Source organism: Acidobacteriota bacterium, from assembly GCA_026393755.1.
Lineage (GTDB): Bacteria > Acidobacteriota > Vicinamibacteria > Vicinamibacterales > JAKQTR01 > JBAXOX01.
In genome coordinates, this window is record JAPKZO010000040.1 from 142,549 (window position 1) to 168,421 (window position 25,873).

General features: G+C 66.3%; 15 protein-coding genes. 8 read left to right on the plus strand and 7 right to left on the minus strand.

Features of this window, described 5'->3' with window-relative positions:
- Positions 1-18: 18 nt before the first annotated feature.
- From NTV05_17740 to NTV05_17755, 4 genes are all read right to left on the minus strand, one after another.
- The gene (locus tag NTV05_17740) at positions 19-2,454 is read right to left on the minus strand and encodes a DEAD/DEAH box helicase (GenBank protein MCX6546238.1); all 2,436 of its coding nucleotides are present in this window, start codon (positions 2,452-2,454) and stop codon (positions 19-21) included.
- Between the two features lie 110 nt (positions 2,455-2,564).
- On the minus strand, positions 2,565-4,184 hold the full coding sequence (locus NTV05_17745) for a DNA methyltransferase (protein MCX6546239.1): 1,620 nt from the start codon (positions 4,182-4,184) through the stop codon (positions 2,565-2,567).
- A 128-nt stretch (positions 4,185-4,312) separates the two neighbouring features.
- Entirely contained in the window at positions 4,313-5,092 is a 780-nt protein-coding gene (locus tag NTV05_17750) for an SDR family oxidoreductase (protein ID MCX6546240.1), read from the minus strand.
- Between the two features lie 66 nt (positions 5,093-5,158).
- Positions 5,159-7,975, minus strand: a complete 2,817-nt coding sequence (locus NTV05_17755; protein MCX6546241.1) for a vitamin B12-dependent ribonucleotide reductase — start codon at positions 7,973-7,975, stop codon at positions 5,159-5,161.
- A 602-nt stretch (positions 7,976-8,577) separates the two neighbouring features.
- On the opposite strand from NTV05_17755, the gene NTV05_17760 reads away from it, so the two are divergent.
- The 8 genes from NTV05_17760 to NTV05_17795 are packed head-to-tail and all read left to right on the plus strand — an operon-like array spanning position 8,578 to position 18,238.
- On the plus strand, positions 8,578-9,288 hold the full coding sequence (locus NTV05_17760) for a CPBP family intramembrane metalloprotease (GenBank protein MCX6546242.1): 711 nt from the start codon (positions 8,578-8,580) through the stop codon (positions 9,286-9,288).
- A complete protein-coding gene (locus NTV05_17765; protein ID MCX6546243.1) occupies positions 9,248-10,705 on the plus strand; it encodes a hypothetical protein in 1,458 nt (485 codons plus the stop codon). Before NTV05_17760 ends, NTV05_17765 begins: the two co-directional genes overlap by 41 nt.
- 18 nt (positions 10,706-10,723) lie before the next feature.
- On the plus strand, positions 10,724-11,920 hold the full coding sequence (locus NTV05_17770) for a glycosyltransferase family 4 protein (protein ID MCX6546244.1): 1,197 nt from the start codon (positions 10,724-10,726) through the stop codon (positions 11,918-11,920).
- Complete coding sequence (locus NTV05_17775) at positions 11,917-12,984, plus strand: class I SAM-dependent methyltransferase (protein MCX6546245.1); 1,068 nt, start codon at positions 11,917-11,919, stop codon at positions 12,982-12,984. Before NTV05_17770 ends, NTV05_17775 begins: the two co-directional genes overlap by 4 nt.
- Complete coding sequence (locus NTV05_17780; protein MCX6546246.1) at positions 12,981-14,174, plus strand: glycosyltransferase family 4 protein; 1,194 nt, start codon at positions 12,981-12,983, stop codon at positions 14,172-14,174. The genes NTV05_17775 and NTV05_17780 overlap by 4 nt, the downstream gene beginning before the upstream one ends.
- The gene (locus NTV05_17785) at positions 14,174-15,439 is read left to right on the plus strand and encodes a glycosyltransferase family 4 protein (protein MCX6546247.1); all 1,266 of its coding nucleotides are present in this window, start codon (positions 14,174-14,176) and stop codon (positions 15,437-15,439) included. Before NTV05_17780 ends, NTV05_17785 begins: the two co-directional genes overlap by 1 nt.
- A complete protein-coding gene (locus NTV05_17790; GenBank protein MCX6546248.1) occupies positions 15,432-16,706 on the plus strand; it encodes a glycosyltransferase family 4 protein in 1,275 nt (424 codons plus the stop codon). The genes NTV05_17785 and NTV05_17790 overlap by 8 nt, the downstream gene beginning before the upstream one ends.
- Positions 16,703-18,238, plus strand: a complete 1,536-nt coding sequence (locus NTV05_17795) for a glycosyltransferase family 39 protein (GenBank protein MCX6546249.1) — start codon at positions 16,703-16,705, stop codon at positions 18,236-18,238. The genes NTV05_17790 and NTV05_17795 overlap by 4 nt, the downstream gene beginning before the upstream one ends.
- Positions 18,239-18,241: 3 nt before the next feature.
- Here NTV05_17795 and NTV05_17800 read toward each other — a convergent pair whose 3' ends face one another.
- From NTV05_17800 to NTV05_17810, 3 genes are read right to left on the minus strand one after another with little or no spacing between them, the layout of a single operon-like run.
- Positions 18,242-18,883 (minus strand): hypothetical protein, encoded by a 642-nt coding sequence (locus tag NTV05_17800; protein ID MCX6546250.1) that lies wholly within the window; start codon positions 18,881-18,883, stop codon positions 18,242-18,244.
- Between the two features lie 13 nt (positions 18,884-18,896).
- Positions 18,897-21,818, minus strand: coding sequence for a BamA/TamA family outer membrane protein (locus NTV05_17805; GenBank protein ID MCX6546251.1), 2,922 nt, complete (start codon positions 21,816-21,818; stop codon positions 18,897-18,899).
- The gene (locus NTV05_17810; protein ID MCX6546252.1) at positions 21,818-25,867 is read right to left on the minus strand and encodes a translocation/assembly module TamB domain-containing protein; all 4,050 of its coding nucleotides are present in this window, start codon (positions 25,865-25,867) and stop codon (positions 21,818-21,820) included. The genes NTV05_17805 and NTV05_17810 overlap by 1 nt, the downstream gene beginning before the upstream one ends.
- Positions 25,868-25,873: the final 6 nt, after the last annotated feature.

Here is a 25,873-nt window from a genome sequence, read left to right on the forward strand (position 1 = left end):
CGAGTCGCCTGGCATTCCCTACAGCTTCCCCAGAATCGCCAGGGCCACGTCCTTCGCTTTCGGGCCCGCGTCACCGAGCGGGCCCACGCACGATGGGCACCCCGACTCACACGGACAGCTCGCGATCAATTCGCGCGTCCGGGCGATCAGATCATCGTGCATCCGGTACAGCGGTTCGCTGAAGCCGATGCCGCCGGGGTAGTTGTCGTAGATGAACACGCGCGGCTCATCGCCGTCAGCGACCGACGACGACCACGAGGCGGCAGGCACCGCTGCCGGCTGAGCCTCCGCGTTCGGTTCGGTGGCCGGCCCGATCGACACGCCGATGTCGTGCCCGTCGCACATCAACAGCAACTGCGCGATCTGCCGCATGGCATACGACAGCCCGACGATGCCGTCGCGCCGGTCATCGGCGCTCCACCTCAACGTCGTCATCAGCTCGCGGGGCACGGTGAGCCAATACGCGGTTGTATGCATCTGGCGTTCCGGCAGGTCCAGCTCGCCCGAGCCCACGTTCTCGTTCGTGTAGAACTTGATCTTCTTAAAGCCGACGACGCGCGACACGACGTGAACGTCGCCATGAGCCGGCAGCGCCCGCGGGCGTTCGCCTGACGCGGTGAACACGTCGAGCACGGTGACGCGGCTGTACGTGATGGCGTCGGTGTAGTAGTCGCAGTCGATATGCCGCACGAAGGCCTTGCGCCCCACGAAGTCCAGCTCCTCCACCTGGAAGAGCCGGCCCTCGACGATGTAGATCGCCTTGGGATGGAGAATCTCGAGCGCCGTGTTGAAGTCGGTCTCGCCGATGACGCGCGTCGTGTCGGTCTTGTCGACGACGACGAAGTTGTCCGACGAGATCGAGCGGAGGCTGATGGCGTTGGCCGGATATGACTCGTTGGTCCAGTGCCACTGCCCCGCCGTCTCATCGCCCCCGGGCGGGCGGCTCAGGTGCACGAGGCCTCCCTCGGCGAGCACGCCGAGAATCTCCTGCAGATTCTCGTGCCCGAACGTCTCGGTCACGGTGAACGGCAGTTCGAATGCCGCGCACTTGACGTGGTCGACCAGAATCTGGAGGTTGTCGGGGTTGACCAGCGCGTGTTCCGGCGACGCATCGAAGAAGTACGACGGATGACGCACGACGAACTGATCGAGCGGCGCACTGCTCGCCACCATCACCGCGGCCGATCGGCTCGCCCGCCGCCCCGCGCGGCCGGCGCGCTGCCATGTCGAGGCAATCGTCCCGGGATAGCCCGCCAGCACGGCCACGTCGAGTGCGCCGATGTCGATGCCCAGCTCCAGGGCGTTGGTCGACACGACACCACGCACGGATCCGTCGCGGAGGCCCTTCTCGATCTCGCGGCGCCGCTGTGGCAGGTAGCCTCCCCGATAGCCGCGAATCACGTCGGACGCCCCTGGTTCGCCGTCGTGGGCCTCCTTCAGGTACCTCGTCAGGATCTCGGTCGAGAGTCGGCTTTGCGCGAAGACAATGACCTGCAGGCCCTTGTTCAGGAAGTCGAGCGCAACCGCCCTGGTCTGCGCGATGTACGAACGCCGGATGCCCAGCTGGCGGTTGACAATCGGTGGATTGACGAAGACGAAGTACTTCTCGCCGCGCGGCGCGCCGCTCTCATCGACCAGCGCGAAGGGCTGCTCGACCAGGGCTTCGGCCAGTCCCAACGGGTTGGCGATGGTGGCCGACGAGCAGATGAACGTCGGCGACGATCCGTAGTGCTGGCAGATGCGCCGCAATCGCCGCAGCACATTGCCGAGATGACTGCCGAACACCCCGCGGTAGGCGTGCAGTTCGTCAATCACGATGTAGCGCAGGTTCTCGAACAGCTTCGCCCACCGCGGATGGTGCGGCAGAATGCCCGAGTGCAGCATGTCGGGGTTGGTGAGCACCACGTGGGCGCGGCCCCGGATCGCGCGACGGGCGTCAGGCGGCGTGTCGCCGTCGTAGGTGAAGACGCCGACCTCGACATCGGCAGCCTTCGCGATTTCCTGCGACAGCCGATCCAGTTCCGCCAGCTGATCCTGCGCGAGCGCCTTGGTGGGAAACAGGTACATCGCCCGGCACGAGGGATCCGCCAGGATGCCGTTCATCACGGGCACGTTGTAGCAAAGTGTCTTGCCCGAGGCGGTCGGCGTCGTGACGACCACGTGGCGCCCGGCCAGCGCGTGTTCGATGGCCCGGGCCTGGTGCGTGTAGAGCTGCTCAATTCCCCGGCTCGCCAGCGCGGCCCGAAGACGCGGGTCGATGCCGGCCGGAAAATCCTCGTAGCGCGCCTCCTCCTCCGGCACCCGACGAACGGCGGTGATGAAGGCATCAGGGTTGTCAGGGCGGTCAACGGGCCATGGGCCTGGCACCACGGCCTGCAGGGCCCGCTCGAGGGCGTTGTCCCGGCGCGCTTCGCTCCGCCCGCTCAGGCCGGTCGTTTCAGAGGGAAGCGGCATGTCGGACATGGTACTAGGCCGCTGGAAATCGATCAAGAGGCGAAAGGCGAAGGTTGGGGCGAATATCCGCGAGAACCGGCGATTCTGAATCCTCCTGAAGATGTTTTCAGTTAGCCCCTGCCAAACAGCTCCCGGTTCTCGCCAACGGTCGACTCTGCCTTCGGCGCCCGCTTGTAGGTGATGCTGGTCTGTGCGGGTGGACGGTCGATGCTCTTCCCGGTCAGCAGGTTCTCCACCGTGAGGATCTGCAACCGTGCGTGCTTGCCCCACGGCGAGGAGTAGAAACCCGCGCTGGCGCATTCCTTCCGCATCGGCATCGTCGGCTCATCCATGCACAGCAGGACTCCGATCTCGGCCTTCTCGCGTTCCAGGACACCACGAAGATCGCGGAGTTGAGAAACGGTCACGTGTCCCGCCTTCACCGACAGGATGATCTGCTTCGTCTTCGACGTATCGCCTTCGTGGAAGTAGATGCGTCCATCGATGCCTTTGTCCGCGCCCCTCTTGCCTTCGACTGGTCTGGCGCCCACGAGCCCGAGCGCCCACCACTGGAACTGGTAGGGGTCATCGTGGGCGAGTTTCAGCGCGTCGGGAAGGGACACTGGCTCACCGATAACCTCGTATTTCGCCCGGGAGCCAAACGCATCTGCCAGCCGGTGGCGGATCAGGCTGATCGCCAGCGTCGTGATGTCGATCCCGATCCAGCGTCGCTGCAGCTTCTGCGCGGCGGCAATCGTCGTCCCGCATCCGCAGAATGGATCAAGCACGACGTCACCTTCGTTGCTGCTGGTGGCCACAATTCTCTCCAACAGCGCCACCGGCTTCTGTGTCGGGTAACCGAGCCTCTCGGCGGACAGGTTGTGCATGATTTTGACGTCGGTCCAGATGTCACCAAGTGGCACGCCGGGTAAGTCCTCGGGATACAACTTCAGCCGTGGCATCCCGCCTTTCTTCTTGGGCCAATGAATCCGTCCTGCCGCTTCGAGGCCGTCCATATGTTCCTGTGTCATGGCCCAGCAGCGAGAAGCCGGAGGCGTGATGCCCTTCCACGCGTAGATTTGCCCGCTCGACGCGCGGTCCATTCCTGCGGTCAAGTCACGTCGCGCGTAACGCCGACCTTCTGCATCGATTTGGTCAAAAAACGTGTCGAGATACTCCTGGTCGTACGGCAGGTACTGTTGGTTCCACGTCCACTTGTCTCCTCTGGTATAGAACAGCAAGCGGTCTTGAATGATGCCGTAGCGTTGAAGGACATTCGCGTGGGACGAGGTACGCTTCCAGACGACTTCGTTTCTGAACTGCTGCGGTCCAAAGACCGCGTCCAGTAACATCTTCAAGTAGTGCGCTGAGGTCGGGTCGCAGTGGAGATAGAGGCTGCCTCTGGGCTTCAGCACACGCCTCAGCTCCACGAGTCTGGGCGCCATCATGGCGAGGTAGGCCATCATGTTGCTGTCACCCAGGAACGTCCGGAACGCCTGCATCGCCTCGGACACCTTCCCCCCGGATTCGACAACCTCTTGACAGGCCCGTGCCGCGCTGTCGTCCCACTTCCACGTATCTTCGAACGCCTTGATCTGCGACGCCGCTTGGATGCCGTCCCGCTCAGCGAATAGCACGTTATAGCTGGCGTTCGAATTGAACGGGGGATCGAGGTAGACGAGATCCACACTCTCGTCGTCGATGTGGCGGCGGAGTACGTCCAGGTTGTCGCCGTAGTACAGCTTGTTCATTCTGCCGGGATTATACCGTCGTCATCAGCCGGGACGGGTGTGGGGTTGCCAAAGACATACTGACCAGAGAGAGCGTCACGCTTCGACTCAGTGACTTCGAGGTGGGCCGACCGACGTGCGCCCGGGGTTTAGAACAGCGACCGTGACTGGCACCCGTCGACAACGATGCTCGCCCCGCTTACCCAGCTGGCCTTCGCCGAAGCGAGGAACGCGACGACCGCGCCGACCTCCTCGGGCGTCCCGAAGCGGCCAAATGGCAGCTCGCGCTCGACGAACTCGGCAATCCCGGCGGGGTCGCTCTGCTGCCGCTTCCACCACGATCCGCCGGGGAACATCGTCGACCCTGGCGCGATGCTGTTGACGCGGATATTGTCGCGCGCCAACTGCTGCGCGAGCGACTTGGCGAGGCTGATCTCGGCGGCCTTCACGGCGTTGTACGTCATCCGGCCGCCGGTCTCGCGGCCGAAGATCGACGCGATCATCAGGATGACGCCGCCGCCGCGCCGACGCAGATGCGGCACGACGGCTCTCGACGCCCGAATGGCCGGGAACATGGTCTGATCGAACGCTTCACGCCAGTCGTCGTCCGTGGTGGCCAGCAGGTCCCCGCCGCGCGCCAGCCCCACGTTGTTCACCAGGATGTCGATCCCGCCGAAGTGAGTCACCGTGCCATCGACGATCGTCGCGACGCCCTGCGGCGTCGCCACGTCGGCCTGGATCGCATGGACGCGCGCCGCGTCCCCGCACCGCAGGCGCAACTGCCGGGCGGCGGTCTCGAGCGGATCGGCGCTCCTCGCGCACAGCGTGACGCGGCAGCCCTCGATCGCCAGCGCCGTCGCGCTCGCGAGGCCCAGACCCCGGCTCGATCCGGTGACGATAGCGACTTTGCCGGTCAGTTCAAGATCCATGGGTGCTCGCCCAGCCTAACGACGCACGAGAACGCGCGGGAGAACGGCTTCCTCCGCGGCGATGCCCTACGCGCACCCGCTGGTCGACCCGCAGTTGGCGCATTTGTAGCAGCTGCCGCTGCGCACCATGATGGCCCCGCACAGATTGCACGGGGGCGCGTCCTCCTGATTCTGGATGGTCGACATGACGGTGGCCCGCGTGCCGGTTGCGATCTCGGCGGGGGCGCCGAGGACGACCAGCTTCAGTTGCTCGCCCTCCGTGCTCTTCGACGGGTTCTGTGCGCCCGGCTCAGGCGTGTTCACACCCGCCCGGAACTGGGCTTCGGCGGACAGGAATTTCGTGGCCAGCCAGCGGAACACGTAATCGACGATCGACTTGGCGAAGCGCACCTGCGGGTTTTTCGTCATGCCCGACGGCTCGAACCGCATGTGGCTGAACTTGTCCACGAGCACCGGCAGCGGCACGCCGTATTGCAGCGCGTAGGAAATGGCCTGGGCGAAGGCGTCCGCAAATCCGGAAATCGTCGATCCTTCCTTGGCCATGACGAGGAACAGTTCGCCGGGCATGCCGTCGTCGTAGAGGCCGACGGTGATGTAGCCCTCGTGTCCCTGAATATCGAACTTGTGCGTGATGGCCTGGCGCTCTTCGGCCAGTTTTCGCCGCACGATGTGGGGTGCGGACTTGGCCGCGACCGCGGCGGCGGGCGTCTGAGTCTTGTCCTTCGACGTGGTGAGCGGCTGAGTGCGCTTGCTGCCGTCGCGGTAGATCGCGATGGCCTTCACGCCCATCCGCCACGACTCGAGATACGCCTGGGCGATGTCCTCGGTGGTCGCCTCTTTCGGCACGTTCACCGTCTTGGAGATGGCTCCGGAGATGAAGGGCTGGACGGCGCCCATCATCCTGATGTGGCCCATGTAGTGGATCGAGCGCTGTCCCTTGGCCGGCTTGAAGGCGCAGTCGAACACCGACAGGTCCTTCTCTTTGAGGTACGGCGCGCCCTCGATGGTCTCGTTCCTGTCGATGTGGTCGATGATGGCCTTGACCTGGGCATCGGTGTACCCGAGATGGGTGAGCGCAGCCGGCACCGTCCCGTTGACGATCTTCATCGAGCCGCCGCCGACGAGGTTCTTGTACTTGACGAGCGCGATGTCGGGTTCGATGCCCGTGGTATCGCAGTCCATCATGAAGCCGATGGTCCCGGTCGGCGCGAGCACCGTGGCCTGGGCGTTGCGGTACCCGAACTCCTCGCCGATCTCGATCGCGTCATCCCAGGCGGCTTGGGCCGCATCGAAGATGTCGTTCGGGACGAGCGCAGACGCGACATCGCGCAACGCGTCGCGGTGCTTGCGCATGACGCGCAGGAAGGGCTCGCGGTTGGGCTCGTACCCGGTGAAGGGGCCGCCGGTGTCACGGCTGATGCGGGCGGACTGGGCGTACCCTTCTCCGGTCATCAGCGCGGTGATCGCCGCCGCGTACGCGCGGCCCCCATCGCTGTCATACGGCACGCCGCGCGACATCAGCAGGGCGCCGAGATTGGCGTAGCCCAGGCCCAGCGGACGGTAGTCGACGCTGTTGCGCTCGATGGCTTTGGTCGGGTAACTGGCGTTGCCCACGATGATGTCCTGGGCGGTGGTGAACGTCCGCACCGCCGCCCTGAAGGCCACGACGTCGAACTCTTCCCGCCGGTCGACGAACTTCATCAGATTGATCGACGCCAGGTTGCACGCCGAGTCGTTGAGGAACATGTACTCCGAACACGGGTTCGACGCATTGATGCGGCCGGCGGCCGGGCAGGTGTGCCACTGGTTGATCGTCGTGTCGAACTGCATCCCCGGATCGCCGCAGATGTGGGTGGCGTCAGCGATCATCTGCATCAGGTCGCGCGCCTTGTAGGTGCCCATGATCGTGTCGGGGTTGGTCACGGCCCGCGTGTGCCACGGCCCGTCATCCACCACCGCGCGCATGAACTCGTCGGTCGCACGCACGCTGTTGTTGGAATTCTGGAAGAACACCGACGCGTAGGCCGGTCCGGTGAACGACCCGTCGTAGCCCGCGTCAATCAGCGCCCAGGCCTTGCGCTCCTCTTCGACCTTGCAGGTGATGAAGTCCACGATGTCCGGGTGCTCGGCGTTCAGGATGACCATCTTCGCCGCGCGGCGGGTCTTGCCGCCGGACTTGATCACGCCGGCAAAGGCGTCGTAGCCCTTCATGAAGGACACCGGCCCCGATGCCGTGCCCCCGCCTGCGACGACCTCGCGCGACGATCGCAGCGACGACAGGTTCGTCCCGGTCCCGGATCCGAACTTGAACAGCATGCCTTCGGTCTTCGCGAGCGTCAGGATCGAGTCGAGCGTGTCGTCCACCGAATTGATGAAGCAGGCCGACATCTGAGGGTGCTTCTCGATGCCGCAGTTGAACCAGACCGGGCTGTTGAAACTGCCCTTCTGATACACCAGCAGGTGCTTCAGGTCGTCGCTGAAGGCCTGGAGGGCCTCCTCGGTCGCAAAGTACTTCTGCGCGCGGGCCCACCCGGTGATCGTGTCGACCACGCGCCCGATCAACTGCCGGACGCTCGATTCGCGCTCGCTGGCACCCACTCTCCCGCGGAAGTACTTCGACACGACGATGTTGGTGGACTGCTGCGACCAGGACTTCGGCATCTCGACGCCGCGCTGCTCGAACACGGTCTCGCCGCGGTCGTTGGTGATCACCGCATCGCGGGTGTCCCACACGATCTCGTCGAACGGATCGCGCCCGGGCGCCGTGAAGAACCTCGAGTACTCCATCCCCGGCGCCGGCGTCGCGTCATGCCGCGTGACGTCGCTCCGCGGATCAACCCCTTCGGAGCCCACCGCCCTGGTGTCCTGCGCCCCTTGCTGCATACATCCTCCGACCATGCAACGTGACCCTGGCCCCGACAGGCCCGTTGCCTACGACACTCAACCGGTGGTTGGTGACTGCGGCACGGAGTCGCCACCTGCGACATCCGATAACCGCGTGACCAGAATGGCCAGCCCGCCCTTCGATCGGTTTCCCTTCATCACGTGCGACCACCTGCAGCCCGCTCGGGCTGCTGACGTCCCGGGAACCCATGCCGATCCTCGGTACGAACACGCCGTTCTGCCCTGATCTTACACTGGCGAGAAGCTGGGAGATTCTCGCGCACCCGCTCCGATGTCGAGCGGACAATATGCGCTGTGCCGGCCGATCTTGTCAAGCACAATTACACCACATATAGTGCCCGTTGTTTAGGTTAGACGCAATATACTGTGGATTGTGGCGCATTTTCATTTATTTCGCCATTTATTCGCTTTTCTGGTCCTTCCATAAGGTATATGGCGCTCGCCGCGGCACTTCCATGGCGGTCGGCCGTCGCCAGCCGGGCGATGCCAGGTCTGGCCGTGGCGCCACCGCATGATAGAGTCACTGGATTGTGCAGGAGCCTGTTTCGGCCTCGGATCCCCTCGTTCCCGCCGCTCAGCCCGTGACGTCACCGTGGCGGGCCGCGCGGGCTGCCGCGCTGGCTGAGGTCGTGCTGACATCAGGGTATCCCACGCAGGTGTCGATCGGGCTGCTCCTGGTCTGGGCCGGCATGGATCCACGCGTTCCAGATGGCCGCCTCTCGATGCCGTTCGTGGTGACGCTGTGGCTGGTGGATTCAGTCGTGCTGGTTGGCCTCATCGTCGCCCTGCTCCGGCTGCGCGGCGAGCGCCTCGGCGCGTTGCTGTTCGGTACCCGGTCATGGCTGCGTGAGGCGGGGCTGGGTCTGGCGCTGGTGCCAGTGGTCTTCGGACTGGTGATCGGGATGCTGGCGGTCGTGCGCTATTTCTGGCCGGGCCTGCACAATGTGGCGGTCAATCCGTTCGAAGATCTGATAGGGTCGGGCCGTGATGCTGCCATTCTCGCCGCAGTCGCCGTGCTGAGCGGCGGCATCAAGGAAGAACTTCAGCGGGCCTTCGTGCTGCGCCGCTTCGAGCGCTATCTCGGCGGTGCGCGCGTCGGGCTTGTCGTCTTCAGCGTGGCCTTCGGCGCGGGACACTTCATTCAGGGATGGGACGTGGGCGTCGTCACGACGCTGCTCGGCCTGTTCTGGGGCATTCTCTTCCTCAAGCGCGGAAGCTTCACCGCCTCCGCCGTCAGTCATTCTGGCTTCAATGTGGCGCAGATTATCCAGTTCGTGGTCGTCGGATCGTAGCGCCAGAGGGATCGCGCTCCTTCTGCTGGTCGCCGCCCTGTCGGCGCCGGCCGTCACGACGAGGCTCTATGCCGCCGATGAGATCGAGGCGTTCTCGTTTCTCCGATCGCTCTGGTTCGATCACGACGTGTCGTTTGACAACGAGTACCGCCACTTCTACGACAGCCGCGTCATCACCGACAAAGGTTTCCGGCGGACGTTTCTCGAGTTGACCACGGAAACCGGGCTGCGCCTCAACTTCAGCACGATCGGCTGCGCGCTGCTGTGGGCGCCGTTCTATGCCGTCGCCGATGCCGGCGTTCGCGTCGCCCGCGCGATGGGGCACGCGGTCGAGGCAGACGGATACTCGAGGCCGTACGTCGCGGCAGTGTGCTACGGATCGGCCTTCTACGGAGTGATGGCGCTGGTGCTGGGGTTTGCCATCGCCAGGCGCCTGCTGCGGCTGGGCGGGATCGCGGATGCGGGATCGGCGGCCGCCGCCACCTGGGCGGTGTGGCTCGGAACACCGCTGCTGTTCTACATGTACGTCGCGCCGGCGTTTACGCACGCGGTCTCCGCGTGTTCGGCTGCGGTGTTCGTCTGGGCCTGGCTGAGAGTGCGGGAGCGCTGGTCGCCACGCGGCCTGGCCATGCTCGGAGTGCTGGCCGCGATCATGGCCATGGTCCGCGAGCAGGATGCCTTTCTTGCGTTGGGACCCGGACTCGATTTCGCGTGGTCGCTGCGCCGGCGTCCCGCCCCCCGGCTGCTCGCGTCAGCGCTCGCCTTCACCGGCGCATTCGCCCTCACGTTCCTTCCTCAAGCCGCGGCGTACCTGGCGCTCAACGGACGGCTGGGCCCGTCGCGACTGGTCAGCCGGAAGATGAGCTGGACCGCGCCGCACGCGCTCGACGTACTGCTGTCGCCACTCAATGGCTACGTGGCCTGGACGCCGCTGGTGCTGCTGGCGATGACGGGCTGGGTGATGATGCTCACCTGGCGCCGCTCCGGCACAGGCACGGATCAGGATGCGCATCGGCTGCGCTGGCTCGGCCTCTGTGTGGCGGTGATGGCGCTCTCGCAGATCTACATCGCCGGATCGGTCGAGAGCTGGACGGTCGCCGGGGCGTTTGGCCAGCGCCGTTTCGTCGTGCTGACGGTGCTGCTCGTGGTCGGCGTGGCGTTCGTGCTCTCCCGGGCGCCGACGCGGCTCGCGCGGGTCGCACTTTCACTCGTCGTGGTGGCTGGCGTCTGGTGGAACCTCGGACTGATGGTCCAGTTCGGCGCCGGCTGGATGGACCGCCAGCATCTCGATCTGCGAAAGAACGCCTACAATACCTTTGTCACCGTGCCGCAACGACTGCCGGAGATCAGCTATCGCTATCTGTTCGAGCGGCAGAGCTTCTATCGGAACGCCACGGTGCCAGACGGAACGCGCTGACACACAAGACGGGGTCCATTGCGCATTCGGTACTTCGCGGACATTCGCTTCCCGCTGGAGCGCGCCAATGGCGTGCAGACGATGGAGACGTGTCACGCGCTGGCACGCCGGGGCCACAGCGTGCACCTGGTTGTCCGGCCCGATCGGATGACACCCGGGCGCGACCCGCTCGCGTACTACGGCCTGCCGCCGATCGGGGCGCTGCGCATCGAACAGGTCGCGACTCCGCGCCAGATTCAGGCGCGGCGCCTGGCGTACCTCGCGCTCGCGCTCCGACGCACCTGCTGTTCGCGCACGACGGACGTCGTGCTGACCCGCGACCTGGGTCTGGCGGCACTGATTCTCGCGCTCCCCGCGCGCTGGCGTCCGCCAGCCGTATATGAGTCGCACGGCTTCGCCCCTGCCGTCAGCGCCGAGATGCACACGCTCCACGCGGACGCGCCACGGTCCGGGCACGCGAAGCGCCGCCGCCTCGACGCCCGCGAGCGCCGCGTGTGGCGCCGGGCCGACGCGTATGTCGCGATTACCGCCGGGCTCGCGCGCGAACTGGAGCAGCGCTTTGGGCAACGTCCCAGGCTGGCCGTCATCCCGGACGGCACGCGTCTGCCCGCCGGAGGCTTCGCGGTCGAACCCGCGCGGCGCGCTCCCGATGCTGCACCCGTCGTCTGCTACGCGGGTCACCTGTACCCGTGGAAGGGACTCGACGTGCTGGTCGGCGCACTCGGCCAGTTGGCCGGCGTGCGTTTGCTCGTTGTCGGCGGCCTCGAGGGCGAACGTGACCTCGCCAGAGTGAGAACGCTGGCCGAACAGGTCGCGCCCGGTCGCGTGGAGTTTGCGGGTATGGTCGAACCGCCGCGTGTCGCAGCCCTTCTCCAGAAGGCCGACGTGCTGGTGATTCCAAATCTGCCAAGCCGGATATCTGCCGCCTATACCTCTCCGCTCAAGCTCTTCGAGTACATGGCTTCCGGACGCCCGCTGGTGGCGTCCGATCTGCCGGCGCTCAGAGAAGTGCTCCGCCCCGACGACAACGCGGTCCTGGTCGCTCCGGGCAGCATCGACGCCCTCGCCGCAGGCATCCGCCGCGTGCTCGAAGACGCCGCGTTCGGGGCGAGACTGGCGGCGACGGCGCGCCGGGACGCCGCCGAGTACACGTGGGACAAGCGGGCCGAGCGGCTGGAGGCGGCCCTGGCGTCGGCGGTGGAGACACGGGCGTGATTTCATCGCGATTGCTGACCCTGGTCCGGTGCCCCGATTGCGGCGGCACACTCACCGGTCAGCCCGAACTGGTGTGCACGGCGTGCGGCCGCCGATGCGCGACATCAGCCGAGTATCTGGTGCTGCACCCCGGGGTGAGCTATGCCGAACAGACCAAGTACCTCGACGAGGCGCTCCACGATGACGCACGGCACGAACACGTGTCGCCGCCGCTGTTGTCGGCGAAGATCCGCAATGACATGCTCCGCCAGTTCCTCTCTCCGGGGCCATCCGATACGGTGATTGACCTCGGGTGCGGCAGCGGCAAGGTGCTCGTCTGGAACGCCGGCACAGGCGCGTACCAGGTGGGCATCGATGTCAGCCCGTACTTCGCGCGGGAGGCGTCGGCGGAGATCGATCTGGTGCTCGGTGATTTGCGCCGGCTGCCGTTTGCCGCCGGCGCGTTCTCCAAGGGCTACGCCCTCGACGTGTTCGAGCACATGTCGCGCGAGACGCTGGTCGACGTGCTTCGCGAAGCAGCCCGCGTGCTGACGCCTGACGGCGCGTTATTCGTTTACAGTCACGTCCGGAAGAACTCCCGGCTGGCACGCGGTCTCAAGGCGGTCAACGCGCTGGCCCGCTGGTTCGAGCGGCGCGGCTTGATGGATCTGTCGCGGGAGCGGCTTCGAAAATCCGATCACCTCAATCCCCTGGTGGACATCCCCGACCTCGAGGCGATGGCCGCGTCCGCCGGGTTCCGGATCGTGCGCATCAGGTACTACACGCCGGCTGTCGGGGCGGTGGTCGAGAACATCGTGATGAGACTGGTCGAGCACTGGCTCTCCAGGCGAGCGTCTCAGCGTGCGGCCTCAACCGGCCACGCGATCGCAGCGGCCGAAGCCTCCCGTCAGGCGCGGTCTGACGCCAGGGCGCACGTGGATGGCCGGGGTCTGCCCTACGCGGCCCTGCGCCTGGCCACGTGGGCGATGAAACTCGACGTCCTCCTCTTTGGCCGCGTCCGCTCGGGCCCGTTCTTTGCCCTTCTGGCGAAGGATGGCGCGAGCGGCGAAGATCGGCGCTCATGAAGATCCTGTACGTGGCGCTCGACCAGCGCGTGCCTGGCACCACGGGCGGGTCGGTCCATGTGCAGTCGGTGGCCGCCGGCCTGGCGGCCCTCGGTCACGACGTTGATGTGCTCACCACACCAGGCAGCGGCCCGTTCCCAACCGGCCGGGCTAAGTGGCATGCGATGTCCCCGCCGCTCGGGATGCGCCACCTGCGCGCCCTGCGCGCCGACGCGGTCGCCCGGATGGCCCGCCGCGTAACCGCCGACGTCGTCATCGAGCGCTACCACAACTTCGGCGGTGAAGGCATCCGAGCGGCCGACGCCGTAGGGGCGCTGGCCGTGCTCGAAGTCAATGCCCCGGTCATCGATTACCCGGGATCGCCCAAAGCGTGGCTCGATCGTCTTCTTGTCGTCGAGCCGATGCGCCGATGGCGCGACTGGCAGTGCCGGCACGCCGATCTGCTCATCACGCCGACCGCCGCCATCGTTCCCGCGTTCGTGGAGCCGGATCGCATCGTGGAGATCGAGTGGGGCGCCGACACAGATGCGTTCAAGCCGGGCGCCGAGGGCCCGTTGCCGTTCACCAGAGAACCGGGTTCCGTCGTTGCGGTATTCGCCGGAGCGTTTCGTCGGTGGCACGGAGCCATCGATCTGGTCCGTGCCGCCCGCGCCTTGCGCGAGCGCGGACAGCGCGGTCTTCAGGTTGTGCTGATCGGGGACGGCCCCGAATGGTCGCGCGTCAAGGAAGCCGCTTCTCAGGTGCCGGGGATTGTGCTGACCGGCGCGATTGCGCACGATCAGATGCCGGCGTGTCTGGCTGCCGCCGACATCGGCGTCGCTCCATTCGATCTCGAGACGCATCCGCCGCTTCAGCTCGCGTTCTACTGGTCACCGCTCAAGGTGTTCGAGTACATGGCAGCGGGCCTTCCCGTGGTGGCACCGGCGATTCCCCGCCTCGCCAGCATCGTGAGGTCAGATCACGAAGGTGTGCTCTACAATCCCCGTGAGCCCGGCGGTCTGGCCGGAGCGCTCGAGCGCCTGGTCGAAGACGCCGGGTTGCGGCAGACGCAGGGGCGCGCCGCCCGCGAGCGCGTGGCGGCTTTGTACAGCTGGAAGGCCCATTGCCGGCGACTCGACGAGGCGTTGATCTCGGCGCTCGACGCCCGTCTGGCGTCGGGCCACCCGCCACGGGGCAGGCACACGTCCTGATGCGCATCCTCATCGCGACCGACGCGTTTCCTCCCCGCTGCGGCGGCAGCGGCTGGAGCACGTACGAGCTGGCGCGTGGATTGCGCCGGCGCGGCCACGATCTGGCCATCGTCCAGCCGCGCCCAGGGCAGGCGGCCAGCGGCACACGCGAATACGACGGGTTCCGGATCGAGGAGATGGCCGCGGCCGCGCCCGCCGTGCCGTTTCTCAGGAACGTCTTCAAGAACGAGCGGCTGTGGGCGCGACTCGCCGAGCGCATCGGGGAAGTGGCGCGAGCCTTCCGCGCCGACATCATCCACGCGCAGCACGTCCTGACCGCTCCAGCCGCAGTGGTGGCCGGACAGGCGGCGGGGATCCCTGTCGTGTGCACCGTGCGCGACTACTGGCCCGTCTGCTACTGGGCGACGCTGATTCACGATCCGCGCGCGGCCACGCTCTGCCCGGCCTGTTCGCCGGGCATGATGACGCGGTGCGTGCGACCACGCGCCGGAGCGATGTGGCCGGCGGCCCTGCCGTTCATTCCGTACATGCGCGGCAACCTCCGGCGCAAGCAACGGTCCCTGGCGCGTGCCGACGCCATCGTCGCGGTCGGTTCGAAGATGGGACGGGATCTGGCGGCACGGTCCGATCGGTTGCGGCACGCCCGCATCGAAGTGATTCCGAACGCGGTGGACATCAACGGCCTGCGGGCCGCGGCTGCCGGCGCGGCCGCGCCGCTTGGAGAGCCATACGCCGTGTTTGTCGGCAAACTCGAGCTGAACAAGGGGGCGGCGTTCCTGCTGCCGGCTGTCGAGCGGGCGCATCTGCCCTGGCCGCTGGTGGTGGTGGGCGACGGGGCGCTGCGCGGACAGATCGAGGCCGAGGCCCGGCGGCTCGGGCGGGACGTGCGAGTCACCGGGTGGCTTGGGCGTGACGAGGCGCTGGCGTGGCTGGCGCATGCGTCTCTACTGGTGTTTCCGTCCTACGGCCCCGAGTCGTTGAGTCGCGTCCTGCTCGAGGCGTGCGCGCTCGGCGTGCCGGTCGCGGCGATGGCGACCGGCGGCACGCCCGACATCATCGAGCACAACGTCACCGGTCTACTCTCGGCCACGCCCGACGAACTGGGCGACCATGTGGCGCGCCTCGTCAGCGACAGGACGCTGGCCGATCGGCTGGCGGCCGACGCGCGTGACCACATCGAACGGCTCTTCGACGCCTCGAGCGTCGCGGCGCGCACCGAGGCGCTCTACGCGGACGTCCTCGCAGCGAGAGGCCCGCGTGTCTGACCGCGCCACGTTCCCGGAGGGACTGAGGGTCGCCGTGCTGAGCCGGTCGGTCTTTCCCCTGCACGGCGTGGGCGGCCTCGAGCGGCATGTGTACGATCTGGTGGCCGCACTGGCCAGGCGCGATGTTCGCATCACGCTCATCACGCGCGAAGGCCGGGATCCGGTCTCTCTCGGCGCGCTCGACGATCCGAGAGTCACCATCCGGACGATTCCGTATCGGACGTTTCCTGGAGCCAATCGCCGGGGCACCACGATTCTCGACCGATCGACGGCGTATCCGTTGTTCGGCTACCGGGCAGGCAGGGCAGCAGCTGCCCTCGTCGATGCTCGTCAGGTCGATCTCGTGTACGGCCTTGGCGCCAGCACGCTCGGCTACGCGATCGCGCGCAGCCGGCGAAGGCTAGAGACCCGGCCGTTCGTCTTCAATCCACAGGGGCTGGAGGAATTCGGCGGCATGGACGGTTCGTACGGCGGCCGGCGCGCCAAGCGGATCGGCTACGCGCCGTTGCGCTGCGCCGTCCGGATCTGCTCGAACGCGGCCGACCGCGTCATCGCCACGGACCGGGCGATCGAACCCGCCATCGCCCGTCACCTCGGCGTCGGTCCCGATCGGATGCGCCTGGTCCCCAACGCGATCGATCTCGCCGGCTGCGAGGCGCAGGCGACATCTGGCGATGGAGAACAGATTCGGGCCCGATACGGCATTCTCCCCGAGGAGACCGTGTTGCTCAGCGTCGGACGGATTGAACGCAACAAGGGCTTTCACGTGCTTGTCGATGCCCTGGCCGCAATGCGGGATCTGCCGTGGCGCTGGGTGCTCGTGGGCGACGGGCCGCTTCGTGTGGAGCTCGAAGAACGCGTACGCGGAGCGGGGCTGGCGGATCGAATGCTGCTGCTCGGGCGGCTCGACGACCGTGCGCTTCACGCGTGGTACGAAGCGGCCACGCTCTTTGTCCATCCCACGCTCTACGAGGGCAGCTCGATCGTGACGCTCGAGGCGATGGCGCACCGCCGAGCCGTGGTCGCCAGCCGCGCCGGCGGACTGCCAGACAAAGTGCGGGACGGACACACCGGCTGGCTCGTACCGCCGGGGAATGCGCAGGCTCTGGCCACGACGTTGCGCGTGGCACTGGCAGAGCCGGGGCGTCTGTCTGAAATGGGTCTGGCCGGACGAGCCCTGGTTGACGCAGAATTCTCCTGGACCACCGTGACCGACCGCCTGCTGGCGGTCTTCTCCGAACTGCTGTACGAGACGAGGTCGTCGTGACCGAACGAGAGTGGCGAGAAGCGTCCGACATCAAGCCGTCCGCGCTGGCCCTGGTGCTGGTGGTGGCCATCGGGTTCGCGCTCCGGGTGTGGAACATCGGCTCTGGCGTGCCGTTCGCGGTCGGCATCGACGAGCCCGCGATCATGTCGACGGTCGTGCGCATCCTGAAGTCAGGCGACTTCAATCCCCACTTCTTCGAATACCCGACGGGCGTCGTCTACTTTCAACTGGGCGTCGCCGTCGTCCAGTTCCTGCATGGGGCGATGCGCCATGCCTGGTACGCCGTCGAGCAGGTCGGTATGGCGGATTTCTATCTGTGGGGCCGGATCGCCACGGCCACTCTGGGGACGGCCACGATTCTGCTCCTGCACCAGGTGGGAATGCGCTGGGGAGCGCGCCATGCGTTGTTGGCCGCCGGATTGTTCGCCGTGATGCCGCTCCAGGTGCGCGAAGCGCATTTTGCGCTGACCGACACGCCGCTGGTTTTCTGTGTCACGCTCACGCTGCTGCTGTCGCTGCGCGCGCTGGAGAAGCCAACGACGCTCGCCTTCGTCCTGGCGGGGGCCGCGGCGGGCCTCTCGGCTGGCGTGAAGTACAACGGCCTCTACGCGGCGATCCTGCCGCTGACAGCGGCGCTGATGGCGCAGGCGACGCGCCAGCGTTCACTCACCAACGTCGTGCTGGTCGCCGGTTCGTCGGTGGCCGCCTTCTTTGTCACGACGCCGTACGCCATTCTCGATCTGCCGAATTTCCTCAACGGATTTGGGACGCAAACGCGGGCGTTCGTACCCAGGCAGCCTGGCGGCAAGTCCACGGCCGTCATCTATGCCGAGCACCTCGTGGCGAATCTCGGCTGGCCGGCGTTCCTGCTGGCGATCGCCGGATTGGTGTTGAGCGTGGTGCGCATGTTCCGTGGCCCTGTTCATGCGCGGTGGGTGATGCTGGTGGCGTTCCCGGTGCTCTTCTTCAATCTCATTACGGGATGGAGTTTCCTCTTCGCGCGGTACGCGCTGCCGATCGTGCCTTTCATGTGCCTGTGGGCGGCCATCGCCACCATCTCCGGCGTGAGCCTGCTGCGCCGGTTCGACATCCCGCGCGTGGTTCGCACGACACTGATCGTGGGACTGACCGTCGCGGCGCTGCTTCCGCCGTCGGTGAAGTCGGTGCGGTGGGTACGAGGATTCGGCACGAAGACGACGCAGGCGCTCGCCTACCAGTGGCTGACTCACAACGTGTGGTTTCAGTCGAAGGTCGTGTCAGAGGCCAGGGGACTGGATCTGCCGCCTGAGCGCTACAAGTTCACTGCGGTCAGGTCGCTGGCGGACCGCGACCCGGCCACCTTTCTCGCGGACGGCACCGAGTGGATCGTGTTGTCGTCGGACGCGTGGGGCGGTTCGGCCCAAGCGGGTGGAGTGCGGCCGGCGCCCGCGGCCTACGCCGGGCTTGAGGCTGGCAGCACCGAGGTCAAGGTCATCGAACCGACGCCTGCGAACCCCGGGCCCGTCATCCGCATTCGGAAGGTGTCGAGATAGGATTCAACGGGCGGGCAGGTACAGTTCGTTCACGTCGGCCCTTCGGCGAAGGCGGGCGAGCCAGGCGTCGATCGCCTGGGCGCGGCGGACTTCCTGAAGGCTTTCCTGCACGAGATCCCTGGCTTCCTCCAGTGTGAGCTGGCGCCCGTCGCGCATGAATCGAGTCGGGTTGGCTGAGTAGTGGAGCCGCAGTTCCTCGTCGGTCCCTGGCAGGATCGACTCAAACCGCGTTCGCAGGTATTGCTGCACGCGGACGGTATCGCGCACAAACCGCCTCGCGCCGTCTTCGTCAAGCCCGAGCGAGGACAGCGCCGCCGCCACGCCTTTTCCGCCCGCAAGCTTCTTGCGAATCTCCGAGAACACGGGATCGGCCGCGGCCACATCGGCGTCGGGCGTCTCGTACCGATTGATCTCGTCGAGCACCAGTTGGCGATCGACCAGCCACTGCATCGCGACGGTCACCGGATCGCCGGCATCACGGGTTTCCACCAGACCGAACAGGATGGCGGTGCGCGCGTCAGACAGCGTGATCACTGTACCGGACACGACGGCGATGACACGGTCCAGCAGTTCGCTCGCGCGGACCTCCGCGATTCCGGCCACCAGCACCAGCCCGACCGCGAACGCGCGCGCACGACGGTTCATGTCCATCTCCGACTCAGAAGGCCTGACCGATGCTGATGTGGAGCGCCAGACGGTGCTCAGAAAACGTCCCGAACGATTGAAGCGCGCCCAGTTTGAATCCGACGTCCACCCGCAGAGGCCCGACCAGCGACTTGTAGCGGATGCCAAACCCGGCAGAACTTCGCAGATGCGTCAGACTGAGGTCGGTCACCTCGCTGAACACGTTGCCACAATCAACGAACGCCGCCACACCAAGATCACGCCACAGCGCCATCCGCAATTCGCTGTTCAGAATGATCTCCGCGTGCCCCCCCTTCGGCGTGCCGTCCCGGTCGAACGTGTCGGGCCGTCCGAGTCGATCGAGCTGGAACCCGCGCACCGTCGTGTCGCCGCCGGCAAAGAACCGTTCATTGGCGGGCAGGTCACGGACACTCTGGTACGTCGGTTGGCCATCGGAGTCCAGGACAGGCTGGCCGCCCGCGTCGAGCACCTTGACCGTGCGGCGAAAGCCGGTCCCCAGCCCCAGCCGGGCGCCAGCGGCCAAGACGATGCGTCGGCTGGTGGGCAGTTGCCGGTAGATGAAGGCCTGGCCGAACAGTTTCGCGAACCCGACCTCGGATCCGATCTGCCGCAGGGCCAGGTCTCCGCTGGCGCTCACCAGCTTCCCTTTTCCGGGATCGAGCGCATCGTCGCGCGTGTCGCGCACCGCGGACGCCGACAGGATCGACAATCGCACCTGCGGGAACAGGCGGTCGATAAGCGGTCGGTCGATCGCGTTGATCTGGTCGTCGAAAATCTCATTGCGCTCGAATGAGTACTGGCCGAGCAGACTCCAGCCGCTGGCCAGCCGTTCGCCGATGTCGATCCGCGCCGAGCGGCGCCTATAGCGGAAACTGGTGCGGCTGGCCTTTTCCAGCACGGCCGAGACCTGCAGATCGGCCCGCGTATTGAGGAACCGTGGCTCCCGGTACGAGCCGATGACGCGGTACTCGAGGTTGGTGGCCGTGATGGTGACCGGGGTCGCCAGCGGGTCCGCCGCGGTGATCGTGCCGTGCCGCCTGAATGACACGCGGCTGAACAGGTTGACTGATCGGTTCTTGCCCCAGAGATTCCGGCGGCCGATCTCGACGAAGGCGCGGGGCGCGAATTCGTTGGTCTCGACTTTCTGGAACTCGACGCCGCCGCCATAGCCCAGCGTCATGGCCGCTGACTCCTCGACTGTCACCAGAACGTCACTCCGCCCTTCCTGACCGTGCTGCAGTTCCGAAATGGTGACGCGCCGGAAGAGGCCGAGAGCCGCCAGTTTCCGCTGGCTCTGTCTGACGCGTTCGTCGCCGAGTGGTTCGCCGGGCCGAATCTCGAGCTCGCGTCTGATGGTGGCCTCGCTCACGCGCTGGTTGCCCACCACGAGGATTCGATCGACGATGACTTTGGGCCCCTCCTGGATGACGAATCGGACGGGAACGTCAGCACCCGTGTCGGCCGGCGGTGGATCGACACGGACATGGGCCCGCCGGAATCCCTGATTGAGGTACTCGGTCTCCAGCCGGTCACGGTCCTCATCGATCACCGGTTGGTAGTAGGGCCCACCCTCGCGCAGCGTCAGGACCGCGCGCAGGGCGGTCTCGGACAGTTGATCTCGCCCCGCGAACGTGATGCTCCGCACGGTTCGACACGGCCCTTCGTTGACGGCCACCGTGATCGTGACGGCGCGTTCGCCTGCAGTCGATCCCGAAACGACAAGGCTCGGGTTGATGCCGACGCTCGCATACCCTAGCTGCCGGTACACAGTCTTCAGAGCCTCCAAATCAGCGTCGAGCTGTCCCCTGACAAACGGCTGCCCCCGCACGATCTTGATGAACGGCTTCAGGACACTCTGCGCCACGGCCGCGGTGCCCGTAATCGTGACGTCCTCAGCCACGCGATACAGCGGCCCGCGTCTGATGGTGAATTCGACCTTCAACCGGTCGTTCGACTCGCTCACCGTGACCTTCGCCGAGGCGTCCCCGTACCCGCGAGCCTTCCAGTACTCCTTGATGCGCCCCTCCGAGTCTTCGAGCAGATCCTGGTCGACCAAGGCCTCGCGCTCGATGGGGACCAGTTCGGCCTGCACGGCCGGCGGCAGCGGGTCGCCGGCAAACACCAGCGACACGAGCAGGCCTCTCGTCACGGTGACGGCCAGATCCACTGCGTCCCGACTGCTGTTGATGTTGGAGTCCGAGACGACCTTGGCTTGGAAGTAGCCTGCCTTCCGCAGGCCGGCGGCGTAGGCGTCGAGTTGGCGCTTCAGAGCGGCGGGCTGGTACTCGGCCCCCTCCCGGAGGTTCAGTTGCTGGCGCAGCGCGTCCACCACGTCGGCCGGAGAACCACTGAACCGGACTGTCCTGAGGCGGGCCCTGGCCCCGGCGGTAACCTCGAACACGAGGTCTCCGGCGCCTGCCTCGACATCACCGAAAGGCACTGGCTTCACCACCGCCCGCAGGTACCCCTCGCCCGCGTAGAAGTCCTCGAGCGTCCGTGCGATATCGATGCCTCGCCCCACAGGTGGGGTCGCACCGAATCGCTCGGTGACGACGCCGAGCAAGGTCGTTTCCGAGAGGCCCAGCGATCCCCGGAAGACGATCCGCTGGAGATCGCGCAGCGGGAACAGCGTGACATCCACGCGCACGCCGGCGCCATCGGCGGTGGCCTCGACCCGGACATCGAGATAGCGCCGCATCCCCATGATGTGGGTAATCGTGTCGCGGACCGCCTTCATCGAGAGCGGATCGCCGCGATGAATATCCAGCAGGGCGTTCAGCTGTTCGTCCTCGACCGCGCGGCCTGCCAGGACGATGCGAACATCTGACACGGGGAGACCCACCCAATGCGACACGTCCTGTGCCTGGGCGCGCGAAACCGGCGTGACCGAGAGCGCGAGCGCCAGGGCGGCGGTCCAGCCGACGCGGCAGGCCATCACCGGAACACCCGTCGCACGCGCACGTCGAGCGCGTAGGTCTTGTCTTCGTTCTGGGTGAGAATCCACGACAGCCGGTCCGACTGGTCGTATTCGAGCATGATGACCTGGTCGCGCGCCGACGCCGTCAGGCTGCGGGAGTACGTCACGTACGCGCGGTCGGAGATGCGCTTGCCCACCGTGAGGCGCGCGCCGGGCGCGAACCGCGTGGTCTGCTGCGCCGGATCCGCCAGCATCGGCGTGATCTGGAACGTATCGACACCGAAGGTCTGCTCCACGACCTTCTGGACGTTCGAGGAAATCCGCCCCGCGAGCATCCGCGCCGCGCGCGACTGGATCAACGTCTGCTGCGCGGCATTCGGCGCCTGCAGGGCCCGCAGTTCCGCATCCTGCGTCGGCCGAGCTTCACCGAGCAGCATCGACAGAATGTCAACTTCGGGCAGTGGCGGATCCGACGACATTTCGTAGTCGAACCGCTGCATGTGGCCGCGCACCCTGAGCGTGACGCGGTAGGTCTGTCCGGGCGCCCGCGCGCTGGTCTCGGCCTCCACGTCAAAGTACGGATCAAGCTTGCCGGGATTGACGAAATCGAACGTGCCGCGCGTCACCAGGTAGCGGCGGCCCTCAAACCACACGTCGCCGCGTTCGATCTCGGCGCCGCCGTAGACGAGCGGGCGGTCGAGCGTGCCGCGAAGCGTCAGATCCGCGCTCGACGTGATCCGCCCGAGATTGTTGTTGATCTCGAGCGAGGAACGGGCCACCAGCTGGATGTTGAATCGCAGGGGGAACGCCGTCCCGGCGGATGCGCCTGACGAAGGCGCCGCGCCGCCGGCCAGGTTCAGCTCGCCCTCAAGGTCTATGCGTTTCGTATACGAGGCACGACGAACCGTGACGATGCCGCTGAGTAACGGGTCGCCGATGCTGCCGCGCAACGCCAGGTCGGCATCGACCAGCGACCGCAATCCGTCCGGATACCGCAACTCCATCGATTCGCCGCTGGCCGTCACATCCAGTACGGAGGGCCACAGTCCGTTCAGCAGGATACGGCCGGCGAACTTCACGTTTCCGCCGCCCACCTTCGCGACGACCTCGTCAAACCGGATGCTGTTGCCGGCGAACGTGATCGGGCCGTTGAGATTCTCGATGGCATGCGGCAGGAACATATTTCGAAGCCGCCCGTTGTCGAGAATCGCGCTGCCGCCGATCTGGGGGTGATCGATGTCTCCCGTCACATCGGCGGTGAGTTCGGCGCGTCCCGATCCTCTGATGTTCCCGGAGAACATCTGCAGGATGCCAAGATTGGCGTCGCCTCTGGCGTGGATCCCGATCTGGCGTCGTGCGAAGTCCACGGTCCCGGACACGCCAAGCCGGGTCTCGTCGCCGGTCAGGTTGAACTGGTGGACCTGGACCGTGCTCTGACCGACGCCGATGTCGATGACGCCGTCGTTCCGGAGCGAGTAGTCGAAGAGGCTCAGATCGACCTTGTCGACGACCGCGCGCGCGACAATCCCGTCGAGGTTCCCGAGCGTGCCGCTGATGCGAACGGTGCCGCTCACAATCGCCCTGGCAAACGGCGACAGGTTCGCCGCAAAGAGCCGCGCGTACGGATCCAGGGACGTGTCGGTGACCCTCAGCGTGATGTCGCCCGGATAACTGAAGGATCGGCGGTTCACCGTGCCGGCCATTGAGGCCCCGAGCCGCGTCGAGCCCGCCTGCAACTCGAAGTTGACATTGTCGCCGCGCATGCCGATCTTGCCGGTCACGAGGTCGGCGAGCCCCTCGTCGCCGACGTACAGGTCGCGAATGTGGCCGGTGACGTCGTACTCCATGTTGAGGAACACGCCGCTTCCGCCGGCCTTGAAGTCGATCAGGCCGGTCGGCGGCGCCAACGGAAAGCGCAACGCGTCGACGGTGTCGACCGGAATCTGGCGCCCCTCCGCGCTGAACGAATACGAGCCGGCCCAGGTGATGTGGGCGGCGCCGGTGATGAGCCCGGTCCCCTTCCGGAGCTCGAGGCCGTCGAACCGGGCGCCAGCACCTTCGAAGCGAATGGCGGAGGTGGCACTGTCGAATCTCTCGCCGTACGTCTCGGCCGACGAGACATCGGCGCGGCCGAAGCCGAAGGGCTCCAAGTACGCGCCGTAGAGGTGGAATTCGCCCGAGAGCCCTCCGTTCATCGGATACTCATCGAGTTCGAAGAAATGCCGCACGTCAATCAACGGCCACTTGTGGGTCGTGAACCGCGCGTTGATCTGCTCGCCTCCGTCCGGACGCGGGAACCCGAGCGAGAACCGCCCCTCGATGCGCATCTCGGCAATGCCCTTGCGAATCACCGCGTCGGCGATGTCGGCATAAGAGTTCTCGTAGATCACGTGGCTCTGCGCGGTGCCCCACTCGACGTCCCAGGCGCGCATCCGGCGCCCGGCCATCATGCCCTCGATCCGCGGCTTCCAGATGGCATTCAGCAGAACACCGTCAAACGTCCCCACCCCGCCGACTTCGATCGGCCTGGTCTTCGAGCCGAACGCCGTCAGGATGCCGGACAGCAGGGAATCACTCTCCTGCCAGTCCGAACTGGTCACGTGGAAGGGAAGGATCGAACGCAGCCCGTAGGCGGTTCGACCCCTGAACTCGACGTAGCTCGCGCGGGTCGCCAGATGGCTTGGCGCCAGATCGACCCATTCGGGCCCGAACGTGTAGTGGACTTCGCCGCCGAACGGCACGTGCCCGAGCGGGGGAAACGGATCGCCGTACACGTGGGCGAACGAGGGCTCAGGCAGCACCGCGGGAAGGGCCCGGCCCCGGAGCGTCACGCGCGGCGGCGCCTCAACGGTCACGTCGCCGAATCCGGAGTGCCCGGAGTACTTCCCGATCGCCCACTCCATCAGATTTCGTCCCGTCGCGCGGCCCGCGAACCGAATCCCGTCAAACTCCATCGCGTCGGAGAACTCCTCGAGATCGACGCCCTCATAGATCGTATCGAGTCGCGCCGTGCCGGGCGTCTTCTGCCCAAGCGGATCCATCACGTACGTCAGGGCCATGGACCCGCCGTAGAAGCGCGAATGGAACTGGGACACATCCAGACGCCATGGCGTCCATACCAGCGCCCCGGTGACATCGAGAAAGTGGTACCGGTTGAGGGCGCTGTCGGCGCTCGAAAAGGTCCCGGCCACCTCGTGTCCACCCTTGAACAGGCGGAACGTTCCCTTGAACTGCATCACACCCGACAAGGTGAATTGATCGTGCGCCCAGAAGATCTCGCGCACGTGGGGCATCGGGATGGTCGACCGCAGAATCGCGAAGCGCATCTCGGGCCAGCGGGCCACGTTGACAACGCCCGTGCACAGCGTCTCCGCGCCGTACGTGTTCAATTCAACCCGATCGAACAGAATCTTGCCGCCGTCGATCCTGAACCACGTATTCATCGCCGCCGACATGGGCTCGTACTGGCCGATGGTGATGACGCTCCCCGACGATCGCGACGTCCCGCGATACCCCGCGAGATTCATCACCGTGATGTCGAGGTTGCGGGCCACGGTGCTCCAGTTCCGGTGATCGTCGTAGGTGAACTGGCCCCGATATGCATGCACGTAACTGGCAGACACGCGGATCGGGCTGGGGCTCCCGCGGGGCGTGGTCGACCTGAGCCGCGGCAGGTTGTTGCGATCACCAGGCCACGTTTCGACCGCCGCCCGCCAGTCCGAGATCTCCGCGCTCTCGATGATCAACTGGCGGCGCAGCAGCGACCACAACGGCATCGACACGACGATCTCCCGCGCTTCGAAAAACGGCGCGTCTGTCCGCGAGAGGCCTTCGATAACGATGTCGTGCCCGACGAACCGACCGCCGAAGAGGCGAATCGACAGCGTTCCGATGTGCACCGGGCGCTGCAACGTGGTGGTGGCGGCCGATTCGATCCACTGGCGCATCCCCGGCCCGAGCTCGACGCTGAAGCTGGTGACGATGCCGGCGGCGACGAGGGCGAGCGCGAGCACGGCGGCTCGTCTGGAGTGTCGCCATACGCCGCGTGCGAGGTCTCGCAGTCTCATGTCCAC